This is a genomic window from Pseudomonas pudica (assembly GCF_015680405.1).
GTDB classification, from domain to species: domain Bacteria; phylum Pseudomonadota; class Gammaproteobacteria; order Pseudomonadales; family Pseudomonadaceae; genus Aquipseudomonas; species Aquipseudomonas pudica.
Genome location: NZ_JADLJS010000049.1, coordinates 23,027 through 32,992, shown reverse-complemented (window position 1 = coordinate 32,992; position 9,966 = coordinate 23,027). Strand labels below are relative to the sequence as shown.

Below are 9,966 nucleotides of genomic sequence, written 5' to 3'. Positions count from 1 at the left end.
AGAATATGGGGTGGACGATGGGAATCGAACCCACGACAACTGGAATCACAATCCAGCGCTCTACCAACTGAGCTACGCCCACCATATTGCAGTCTTGCGATGTTGCGGTACAGCCTTACAGAAGCATGGTGCGGACGAAGAGACTCGAACTCTTACAGCTTGCGCCGCTGGAACCTAAATCCAGTGTGTCTACCAATTTCACCACGTCCGCGTAACGCTTAAAACAAAGGCGCCAGATGCTATCGAGGCGCCTTTGAAGAATATGGGGTGGACGATGGGAATCGAACCCACGACAACTGGAATCACAATCCAGCGCTCTACCAACTGAGCTACGCCCACCATATTGCATTACAGCCTACTTGCTTGCCAAAGCTGCCTAATGGCGCACCCGGCAGGACTCGAACCTGCGACCATCCGCTTAGAAGGCGGATGCTCTATCCAGCTGAGCTACGGGCGCTTAAGCTTGAAGCCTAACCGAACGAGACCTTAACAGATAACTGCTAAACCACTCATTCTGCCCGACTTAGCCAACCAGTGCTAGGCTGTGCCCGACAAGTGCGGCGAATCTTATAGGCGGGCCTGATAGTCGTCAACACCTTTCTCAAAAAAATTTAAATTATTTAAGGGCTTAGGGGATTTGCCCGACCACCCGCCTTTGCCCATGGCCCATGTCGTGCGAGAATGCGCCCTCTTTAATTGTTTCCTTCTCGATGGTTAATCACGCGTCTATGACTGCACACCTAATCGATGGCAAGGCGATCGCCGCCAGCCTGCGCCAGCAGATCGCTCAACGTGTCGTGGAGCGTCGCCAGCAAGGCCTGCGTACGCCGGGCCTGGCGGTGATCCTGGTCGGCACCGACCCCGCCTCCCAAGTCTATGTCTCGCACAAGCGCAAGGACTGCGAAGAGGTCGGCTTCATTTCGCAGGCGTTCGACCTGCCCAGCGAAACCACGCAGCAGGCCCTGACCGAGCTGATCGACCGCCTCAATGACGACCCGGCCGTCGACGGTATCCTGCTGCAGTTGCCGCTGCCGGCGCACCTGGACGCCTCGCTGCTGCTCGAGCGCATCCGCCCGGACAAGGACGTGGACGGCTTCCACCCGTACAACATCGGCCGCCTGGCCCAGCGCATCCCGCTGCTGCGCCCGTGCACGCCGAAGGGCATCATGACCCTGCTGGAAAGCACCGGCCAGGACCTGTACGGCATGAACGCGGTCATCGTCGGCGCGTCCAACATCGTTGGCCGCCCAATGGCCATGGAGCTGCTGCTGGCCGGCTGCACCGTGACCGTCTGCCACCGCTTCACCAAGGACCTCGCCGGCCATGTCGGCCGCGCCGACCTGGTGGTAGTGGCCGCAGGCAAGCCGGGCCTGGTCAAGGGTGAGTGGATCAAGGAAGGTGCCATCGTCATTGACGTGGGCATCAACCGCCAGGAAGACGGCAAGCTGGTCGGCGACGTGGTCTACGAGACCGCCCTGCCGCGCGCCGGCTGGATCACGCCGGTGCCGGGCGGCGTCGGGCCGATGACCCGCGCATGCCTGCTGGAGAACACGCTGTATGCGGCGGAAGAGCTGCACAAGTAATACCGCGTGATATGAAACGGCACCTCTGGCAGGTGCCGTTTTTTTTGGCTGAAGTTTCTTGATGGCTGCACCGTCCTCTTCGCGGGTAAACCCGCTCCCACAGGGGACATCACAGCCTTCGTGGACTGCACGGTCCCTGTGGGAGCGGGTTTACCCGCGAAGAAGCCGGCGCGGAGCTCAGCCGATCACTTCCTGGCCGCCTCCCACGACTTCAGCAGTTCGTTGTAGCTGACCGTCTCGCCCTTGGGCTTTTCGTTGGCGAGTTTCGGTTTCGGCGCCCCTGGCTGGTCGAACCAGTACTGGGCGTCCTTCTCCGGGTTCAGCTTCGGTGCGCAGGTGGCCTGGGCGTTGGACCGCTGCAAGCGCTCCATCATCCGGTCCTGGTCGCGAGCCAGGCCGTCCAGCGCTTCCTGCGGGGTCTTTTCTCCACTGGCCACTTCGGCGATGTGGCTCCACCACAACTGTGCCAACCGCGGGTAATCCGGAACGTTGGTGCCGGTCGGCGTCCACTGCACCCGCGCCGGGCTGCGATAGAACTCCACCAACCCGCCCAGCTTGGGCGCCAGCTCGGTCATGGCCTGGGAGTTGATGTCCGATTCGCGAATCGGCGTGAGGCCGACGATGGTCTTTTTCAGCGACACGGTCTTGGATGTGACGAACTGAGCATACAGCCACGCAGCCAGGCGTTGCTTCTCGGGGGTGGACTTGAAGAAGGTCCACGAACCGGTGTCCTGGTAGCCCAGCTTCATACCCTCCTCCCAGTACGGCCCCTTCGGCGAAGGCGCCATGCGCCACTTCGGCGTGCCGTCGGCATTCACCACCGGCAAACCGGGCTTGGTCATGTCGGCGGTAAACGCGGTGTACCAGAAGATCTGCTGGGCGATATTGCCCTGGGCCGGCACCGGGCCGGCTTCGGAAAATGTCATGCCCTGGGCTTCCTTGGGCGCATAGGCACGCATCCAGTCCACGTACTTCTGGGTGGCATACACGGCGGCAGGGCCGTTGGTGTCGCCACCACGGGTCACGCTGGACCCCACCGGGTGGCAGTCCTCCACGCGAATGCCCCATTCGTCCACTGGCAAGCCATTGGGCAAACCTTTGTCGCCGCCACCCGCCATGGAGAACCAGGCATCGGTGAAGCGCCAGCCCAGCGACGGGTCTTTCTTGCCGTAGTCCATATGGCCATAGACGCGTTTGCCGTCGATTTCCTTGACGTCTTCGGTGAAGAATTTGGCAATGTCCTCGTAGGCCGACCAATTCACCGGTACGCCAAGCTCGTAGCCGTACTTTTCCTTGAACCTGGCCTTCAGTTCGGGCCGCTCGAACCAGTCGGCACGGAACCAGTAGAGGTTGGCGAACTGCTGGTCAGGCAGTTGGTAGACCTTGCCATCCGGGGCAGTGGTGAAGGAAATGCCGATGAAGTCCTTCAGGTCCAGGGTCGGCGAGGTGTAGTCCTTGCCTTCGTTGGCCATCAGGTCGGTGATCGATTCCACCTTGCCGTAGCGAAAGTGCGTACCGATCAGGTCGGAGTCGTTGACCCAGCCGTCATAGATGTTCTTGTCCGACTGCATCTGTGTCTGCAGCTTTTCCACCACATCGCCTTCCTGCAGCAGGTCGTGGGTCAGCTGGATACCGGTGATTTCGCTGAAGGCCTTGGCCAGCACCTTGGACTCGTATTCATGGGTGGTGATGGTTTCCGACACCACGTTGATCTTCATGCCACGGAACGGCTCGGCAGCCTTGATGAACCACTTCAACTCGGCCAGCTGCTGTTCAGGGGTAAGGGTTGACGGCTTGAACTCACTGCCGAGCCATTTCCTTGCCGCATCCTCGTACTGGTCGGCCCAGGCTGTGCCCTGCACGCTGGCCAGCACCAGCAACGCGGCCAGGGTCAAATGTCGCCTGTTGTACTTGTTGTCGAACATTGTGATCTCCCGTTTCAGTTATCCCACAGGGCCGCTCGCTCAGCCCCAGCGCAGCACCACCACCAGCCACGCCAGCGACAGCAGCGAGGCCACCCACAAAGGCCACTCGCTGACGCCAACCACCAGCAAATGCAGGTAGGCGCTGGCCAGCAGGCCGATGAACAAGCGGTCGCCACGGCTGGTGATCAGCGGCAGGAAGCCGCGTCGCTCCACGCAGGGGCGGCGCAGTTCGAGCAGGGTCATGCCCAGCAGCAGCACGCCAACGGCGGCGAAGAACAACGCCGTCGGCAAGGTCCAGGCCATCCACTCCATGCCATGCCCTCCTCAAACCCGGCCCAGGGCGAAGCCCTTGGCCACATGGTTGCGCACGAACCAGATCACCAGCATGCCCGGCAAGATGGTCAGTACCCCTGCAGCCGCCAACACGCCCCAATCGATGCCCGAGGCCGACACGGTACGGGTCATCACCGCGGCGATCGGTTTGGCATTCACCGAAGTCAGGGTGCGTGCCAGCAGCAGCTCGACCCAGGAGAACATGAAACAGAAAAATGCCGTCACGCCGATGCCGGAGCCAATCAGCGGGATGAAGATCTTCACGAAGAAGCGCGGGAAGCTGTAGCCGTCGATGTAGGCTGTTTCGTCGATTTCCTTCGGCACACCAGACATGAACCCCTCGAGGATCCACACCGCCAGCGGCACGTTGAACAGGCAGTGCGCCAGGGCTACGGCGATATGGGTATCGAACAGGCCGATCGACGAATACAGCTGGAAGAACGGCAGCAGGAACACCGCCGGTGGCGCCATGCGGTTGGTCAGCAGCCAGAAGAACAGGTGCCGGTCACCGAGGAAGCGGTAGCGCGAGAAGGCATATGCCGCAGGCAGCGCCACCAGCAGCGAAATCAACGTGTTCAGGCACACGTAATACAGCGAATTGATGTAGCCGCTGTACCAGCTGGCATCAGTGAAGATCACCCGGTAGTTGTCGAGGGTGAACGCCTGTGGCCACAGGGTCAGGCCGCCGAGGATCTCGGTGTTGCTCTTGAACGACATGTTCAGCAGCCAGTAGATCGGCACCAGCAGGAAGAAGAAGTACAGCAGCAGGGCCAGCGATTTGCGCGTGCTCATGGCCTAGTCCTTGTCGGCATGGGTCATGGCTGTATAGAACAGCCACGAAACCAGCAGGATGATCAGGAAGTACACCAGCGAGAACGCCGCCGCCGGGCCCAGGTCGAACTGCCCCACGGCCATGCGCGTGAGCGTCTGGCTGAGGAAGGTGGTGGCGTTGCCGGGCCCGCCACCGGTCAGCACGAAGGGCTCGGTGTAGATCATGAAGCTGTCCATGAAGCGCAGCATCACCGCAATCAGCAGTACGTTCTTCAGCTTGGGCAACTGGATATGACGGAACACCGCCCAGCCCGAGGCGCGATCGATGCGCGCAGCCTGGTAGTACACATCGGGAATGGCGCGCAGCCCCGAATAACAGAGCAACGCCACCAGCGATGTCCAGTGCCATACGTCCATCACCAGCACGGTCAGCCAAGCATCGAACGGGTCGCCGGCGTAGTTGTAGCTGATGCCGAGCTTGGCCAGGGTGGCGCCGAGCAGGCCGATGTCGGCGCGGCCGAAAATCTGCCAGATTGTGCCGACCACGTTCCAGGGGATCAGCAGCGGGATGGCCATGACGATCAGGCACACCGAGGCCATGCGCCCCTTGGTCGGCATGGTCAGGGCAATGGCGATGCCCAGCGGGATCTCGATCAGCAGCACGCAGGCGGAATAGATGAACTGGCGCAGCAGCGCATCGTGCAGCGCCGGGTCGCGCAGCACCTGGCGGTACCAGTCGGCGCCGACGAAGTAGCGGTTGGACTGGTCGAAAATGTCCTGCACCGAATAGTTGACCACCGTCATCATCGGCACCACCGCACTGAATGCCACCAGCAGGAACACCGGCAGCACCAGCCACCAGGCCTTGTTGTTCGGTACCTTGTTCATGGCCCGGCCTCCAGCAGCACATCGTCGAGGTACAGCATCAGCCACTGCGCCGGCAGGCTGACCCAGGCCTGGGCCACCGGCAGCGGGCGGTCCTCGCCCAGGCGCGCCTTGAGCGCGACACCGCCCAGTTCGAGGGTGACGATGCGGTAGGTGCCCAGGTCCTCGACGTCCAGCACCTGCGCCGGGTAGGCGTCATCGAACGGGCTGTCCCACAGCTGCACGAATTCCGGGCGGATGCCTACCTGAAGGCGACCACCGCCAGTGGCCGCCAGGCGCTCTCGCAGGTGCTCCCGCAGTTGCCCGGGCAGCACCAGGTGAATATCGCCGAATACCACCCCGTCCGCGTCGGCGCGTACGTCGATCAGGTTCATCCCCGGGCTACCGATGAAGTAACCGACGAAGGTATGCCGCGGCCGCTCGAACAGTTCGCGCGGGGTACCGAACTGGACGATGCGCCCGCCGTGCATCACCGCGATCTTGTCGGCGAACGTCGAGGCCTCCAGCTGGTCGTGGGTGACGTAGATCATGGTGATGTTGAACTGCTCGTGGATCTGCTTGAGCTTGCGCCGCAGCTTCCACTTCAGGTACGGGTCGATCACCGTCAGCGGCTCGTCGAACAAGATCGCTGACACGTCATCACGCACCAGGCCACGGCCCATGGAGACCTTCTGCTTTTCGTCGGCACTGAGGTTGCGCGCCTTCTTGCGCAGCACGGCCGAAAGGTCGAGCACCTCGGCAATCTCCTCCACCCGGGCCTGCACCCGGGCATCGTCCAGCCCCTGGTTGCGCAAGGGAAACGCCAGGTTGTCGAACACCGTCATGGTGTCGTAAACCACCGGGAACTGGAACACCTGGGCGATATTGCGCGCCTGCGGTGAAAGCTGGTTGACCGGCTTGCCGTCGAACAGCACCTCGCCGTGGGACGGTGTCAGCAGCCCGGAAATGATGTTGAGCAAGGTCGACTTGCCGCAGCCCGACGGCCCGAGCAAGGCGTAGGCCCCGCCCTGCTCCCACACATGCTCCAGCGCGTGCAGGGCATACTCCGCCTCGCTGGCGGGCTGGCGGCTGTAGCTGTGCGCCAGTTGGCGCAGGCGGATCTCGGCCATCATCCTCTCCTTGCCTGGCGCAGCCCCGGGGCCTGCACCAGCGCCCCGGCGCTGTCGAACACGAACAACTTGTGGGTGGGGATGAACACGCGGATCGGTGTGTCCACCTGGTATTCGTGCACCCCTGGCAGGTGCAGGTTCATGCGCCAGTGTTCGTTGCGCACATGCAGGAAGGTCTCTGAACCACTGATCTCGGCCAGCTCCACCAGCACAGACAATTCCAGGTCGTCGTCGTGTGCCGGCACCAGGCTGATGTGGCTGGGCCGCACGCCAAAGCGGTAGTCACCTTCGGCAAGCGGCTGCAAGTCGGCATTACGGGCAAAGTGCACGGCCTGGGCCAGGCTCACATCGTTGCCGCTGATACGGCCAGGCACCAGGTTGATCGGTGGCTCGGAAAACAACTCGGCGGCCAGCACGCTGCCCGGGCGCTGGTAGACCTCGGCGGTAGGCCCGCTCTGGACGATACGGCCCTCATGCACCAGGGTGGTGGTGCCGCCCAGAGCCAGCGCCTCGTTGGGCTCGGTGGTGGCATACACGGCAATGCAGTGGCGCGCCGCGAACAGTTCGCGCAGCTCCTGGCGCAGGCCCTCGCGCAGCTTGTAGTCGAGGTTGACCAGTGGTTCGTCGAACAGGATCAGCGAGGCATCCTTGACCAGCGCCCGGGCCATTGCCGTGCGTTGTTGCTGGCCACCGGACAGTTCCAGCGGCAGGCGCTGCAAATAGGCTTCGATGCGCAGCATTTCGGCGGTTTCCTGCACTCGTCGGCGAATCTGGGGCTCGTCCATGCGTGCCTGACGCAGCGGCGACGCAATGTTCTCGTACACGCTGAGGTTCGGGTAGTTGATGAACTGCTGATACACCATCGAAACATTGCGCTGGCGCACCGGCACGCCAGTCACGTCCTGGCCATCCATCAGCACCCGCCCACGGTCCGGGCGATCGAGCCCGGCCATCAGGCGCATCAGGCTGGTCTTGCCAGCCAGGGTGCGGCCCAGCAGCACGTTGAACGAGCCGGGTTCGAAACGCAGCGAGGCATCGACGATCCAGGCCTGGTTGTCGACACTGCGACTGACCTGTTCCAGCACCAGGGACATGGCGTGGCCTTCTTGTGGTTTTTGTGTGCTGGGCACAGCCAGTTTCGTGCCAGTTGCGCCGCGACCGTCTGGCCCGGGGCCTGGCCGGCAACACTGGCCAATCGCAGGTTCACGAGTGAACACAAGCACTGAACAACTGAACACTTGCCGGTTTGACATTGAACAACCGTGCACGACACTGAACAGCGGTCGGCCCCATGACAACAATCACACAGGACAGGCCCATGGCCGCATCCGCTTCGCCCCATGCCCAACTGATCCAGGCCTCCTGGGCCCGTTGCCGCGACCACGGCCTGCAACCCCAGCACGCCCCGGACTTCGACTGCCTGACCCGCACCGAGCTGAACGCCCTGCTGGAGCAGCGCCAGGCCCTGCTGCGCCTGACCCGCGAAGCGGTGCTGCCGCAATATGCGCACCTGCTGGGCAATGCCAGCTACCTGGTGATGCTGGCCGATGCCAGCGGCTGCCTGCTCGACAGCTGGGGCTCGCGGCGCTTCATCGAACCGCGCCAGCAGCATGGCTTCAGCGCTGGTGCCCATTGGCACGAGCGCGGTGTCGGCACCAATGCGCTGGGCACCGCGTTGGTTTGCGCCGAGGCGATCCACGTGGGCCAGGACGAGCACTTCCTGCGCCAGAACCGCTACATGTCCAGCGCCGCCGCGCCGCTGTTCGACGCCGAGCGGCAGCTGGTCGGGGTGCTAGATGTAGCCAGCGACGGCTACCTGCCCGCCAGCCAGACCCTGGGCCTGGTACGCATGATGGGCCAGAGCCTGGAGAACCGCCTGATCCTCGCCGAGCACGCCGACCGGCACGCTCAGCTGATCTTCAACAGCGCCTCCGACAACCTCGACAGCCCTTGGGCCGGCCTGCTGGTGTTCGATGAGCACGGGCAGGTGCTGGCCGCCAATCACCGGGCAGACACCCTGCTCGGGTGCAACCCGCTGCTGCAGAACATCGCGCAACTGTTCCAGTTGCCCGTGCAACAACTGCTCAACCATCCCCGGCAACAACCCTTTGCCCTGCAAGCCACCGGGCGCAACCGCTTTCATTGCCAGTGGCAGCCGCCGCGCGAGGCCCCCGGCCGCCCCGCCGCCTGCAGCGCCGATCCACGCCTGGAAAAGGCCCTGGCACAGGCCGGCCTGCTGCTGGAAAAGGACATCCCGGTGCTGGTGCAGGGGGAGACCGGCGTAGGCAAGGAGGTATTCGTCGATACCCTGCACCGGGCCAGCAGCCGCGCCAGCCAGCCGCTGATCGCGGTCAACTGCGCGGCGATCCCGGCCGAGTTGGTGGAGTCGGAACTGTTCGGCTACGACAAGGGCGCGTTCACCGGCGCCCACCAGAAGGGCAACCCAGGGCTGATTCGCAAGGCCCACCACGGCATCCTGTTCCTCGACGAAATCGGCGATATGCCACTGCCCACCCAAGCCCGCCTGCTGCGCGTGCTGCAGACGCGCAGTATTCAGCCGTTGGGCAGCGGCGAACCGGTGGCGGTGGATATTCGCGTGGTGTCGGCGAGCAACCGCGACCTGGCCAAAGAAGTGCGCGCCGGGCGCTTTCGCCAGGACCTGTATTACCGCATCGCCGGGCTGGCAGTGGTGTTACCGCCTCTGCGCGAGCGCAGTGACCGCCGGCAACTTATCGAACAGGTGCATGCACGCTACCGCGACCCCGGGCAGCCTGCGCGGCTGCCTGCGGCCATTATCGAACTGCTCGATCAGCACCCCTGGCCGGGGAACATGCGTGAATTGGTGAGTGTGCTGCAGGTGGCGCTGGCCTTGGCGGGCAATGGGCCGGTTGGCGTCGAGCACCTGCCTGCAGGATTTCTGGCCGAGTTGCAGGCCCCCGTGCTGCTTGCCACTGAGGAAGCGGACCTGCACGCGCTGGTGGAGCAAGCCAACGGCAACCTGTCGGCGGTGGCGCGCGGGCTTGGGATCAGCCGCACCACGCTGTACAAGCGGTTGCGTGAGCGATGATTGCCTTTGCCTGTGCTGGCCTCATCGCCGGCAAGCCAGCTCCCACAAGGGAATGTGGCACGCTCTCGAGCATTGTTCCCTGTGCGACAGCGCAGCCCAAAGGACTGGGCAATCTCCCACAGGTACAGCGCCGCTCTCAAGGCCTGTGATATCCCTGTGGGAGCCGGCTTGCCGGCGATAGGGCCGACCCAGGCAGCCACAGCCGATTCGGCTGCCAGCGCAGCGAAATCAGCCAAAGCCGCTGCCGCCACAACCCATTACAGCCAGCTTTACCTCCCCACCCGCCGCACAAT

8 protein-coding genes and 4 tRNA genes are annotated in these 9,966 nt (G+C 63.4%); 2 read left to right on the top strand and 10 right to left on the bottom strand.

What is annotated here, in order from left to right; genetic code table 11:
* Positions 1 to 6: 6 nt before the first annotated feature.
* The 4 genes from IRZ77_RS23275 to IRZ77_RS23260 form a co-directional block, all read right to left on the bottom strand.
* Positions 7 to 82 (bottom strand) — tRNA-His (locus IRZ77_RS23275).
* Between the two features lie 44 nt (positions 83 to 126).
* Positions 127 to 211 (bottom strand) — tRNA-Leu (locus IRZ77_RS23270).
* Positions 212 to 263: 52 nt separating this feature from the next.
* Positions 264 to 339: transfer RNA gene (locus IRZ77_RS23265), tRNA-His, on the bottom strand.
* A gap of 41 nt (positions 340 to 380) precedes the next feature.
* Positions 381 to 457 (bottom strand) — tRNA-Arg (locus IRZ77_RS23260).
* A gap of 271 nt (positions 458 to 728) precedes the next feature.
* On the opposite strand from IRZ77_RS23260, the gene folD reads away from it, so the two are divergent.
* A complete protein-coding gene (gene folD / locus IRZ77_RS23255) occupies positions 729 to 1,583 on the top strand; it encodes a bifunctional methylenetetrahydrofolate dehydrogenase/methenyltetrahydrofolate cyclohydrolase FolD (protein WP_013971879.1) in 855 nt (284 codons plus the stop codon).
* A gap of 185 nt (positions 1,584 to 1,768) precedes the next feature.
* Here folD and IRZ77_RS23250 read toward each other — a convergent pair whose 3' ends face one another.
* The 6 genes from IRZ77_RS23250 to IRZ77_RS23225 are packed head-to-tail and all read right to left on the bottom strand — an operon-like array spanning position 1,769 to position 7,700.
* Complete coding sequence (locus IRZ77_RS23250; RefSeq protein WP_046616830.1) at positions 1,769 to 3,508, bottom strand: ABC transporter substrate-binding protein; 1,740 nt, start codon at positions 3,506 to 3,508, stop codon at positions 1,769 to 1,771.
* Between the two features lie 39 nt (positions 3,509 to 3,547).
* Complete coding sequence (locus IRZ77_RS23245; protein ID WP_108480311.1) at positions 3,548 to 3,820, bottom strand: DUF2160 domain-containing protein; 273 nt, start codon at positions 3,818 to 3,820, stop codon at positions 3,548 to 3,550.
* Positions 3,821 to 3,832: 12 nt separating this feature from the next.
* Positions 3,833 to 4,633 carry a carbohydrate ABC transporter permease gene (locus IRZ77_RS23240; protein ID WP_013971876.1) on the bottom strand — a complete coding sequence of 267 codons (801 nt, stop codon included), beginning with the start codon at positions 4,631 to 4,633 and terminating at the stop codon, positions 3,833 to 3,835.
* Positions 4,634 to 4,636: 3 nt separating this feature from the next.
* Positions 4,637 to 5,500 (bottom strand): carbohydrate ABC transporter permease, encoded by an 864-nt coding sequence (locus IRZ77_RS23235; protein WP_046616829.1) that lies wholly within the window; start codon positions 5,498 to 5,500, stop codon positions 4,637 to 4,639.
* Positions 5,497 to 6,606: an ABC transporter ATP-binding protein gene (locus tag IRZ77_RS23230; RefSeq protein ID WP_108480310.1), complete on the bottom strand. Its 1,110-nt coding sequence runs from the start codon at positions 6,604 to 6,606 to the stop codon at positions 5,497 to 5,499. Before IRZ77_RS23230 ends, IRZ77_RS23235 begins: the two co-directional genes overlap by 4 nt.
* On the bottom strand, positions 6,606 to 7,700 hold the full coding sequence (locus IRZ77_RS23225; RefSeq protein ID WP_108480309.1) for an ABC transporter ATP-binding protein: 1,095 nt from the start codon (positions 7,698 to 7,700) through the stop codon (positions 6,606 to 6,608). The genes IRZ77_RS23230 and IRZ77_RS23225 overlap by 1 nt, the downstream gene beginning before the upstream one ends.
* 224 nt (positions 7,701 to 7,924) lie before the next feature.
* Here IRZ77_RS23225 and IRZ77_RS23220 point away from each other — a divergent pair, with 224 nt between their 5' ends.
* On the top strand, positions 7,925 to 9,673 hold the full coding sequence (locus IRZ77_RS23220) for a sigma-54-dependent Fis family transcriptional regulator (RefSeq protein WP_108480308.1): 1,749 nt from the start codon (positions 7,925 to 7,927) through the stop codon (positions 9,671 to 9,673).
* The last annotated feature ends 293 nt before the right edge of the window (positions 9,674 to 9,966 follow it).

Coding starts and splice junctions, on each gene's coding strand:
- IRZ77_RS23240 (WP_013971876.1), bottom strand. CDS start 4,633: ATGAGCACGCGCAAATCGCTGGCCCTGCTGCTGTACTTCTTCTTCCTG.
- folD (WP_013971879.1), top strand. CDS start 729: ATGACTGCACACCTAATCGATGGCAAGGCGATCGCCGCCAGCCTGCGC.
- IRZ77_RS23235 (WP_046616829.1), bottom strand. CDS start 5,500: ATGAACAAGGTACCGAACAACAAGGCCTGGTGGCTGGTGCTGCCGGTG.
- IRZ77_RS23245 (WP_108480311.1), bottom strand. CDS start 3,820: ATGGAGTGGATGGCCTGGACCTTGCCGACGGCGTTGTTCTTCGCCGCC.
- IRZ77_RS23225 (WP_108480309.1), bottom strand. CDS start 7,700: ATGTCCCTGGTGCTGGAACAGGTCAGTCGCAGTGTCGACAACCAGGCC.
- IRZ77_RS23230 (WP_108480310.1), bottom strand. CDS start 6,606: ATGGCCGAGATCCGCCTGCGCCAACTGGCGCACAGCTACAGCCGCCAG.
- IRZ77_RS23220 (WP_108480308.1), top strand. CDS start 7,925: ATGGCCGCATCCGCTTCGCCCCATGCCCAACTGATCCAGGCCTCCTGG.
- IRZ77_RS23250 (WP_046616830.1), bottom strand. CDS start 3,508: ATGTTCGACAACAAGTACAACAGGCGACATTTGACCCTGGCCGCGTTG.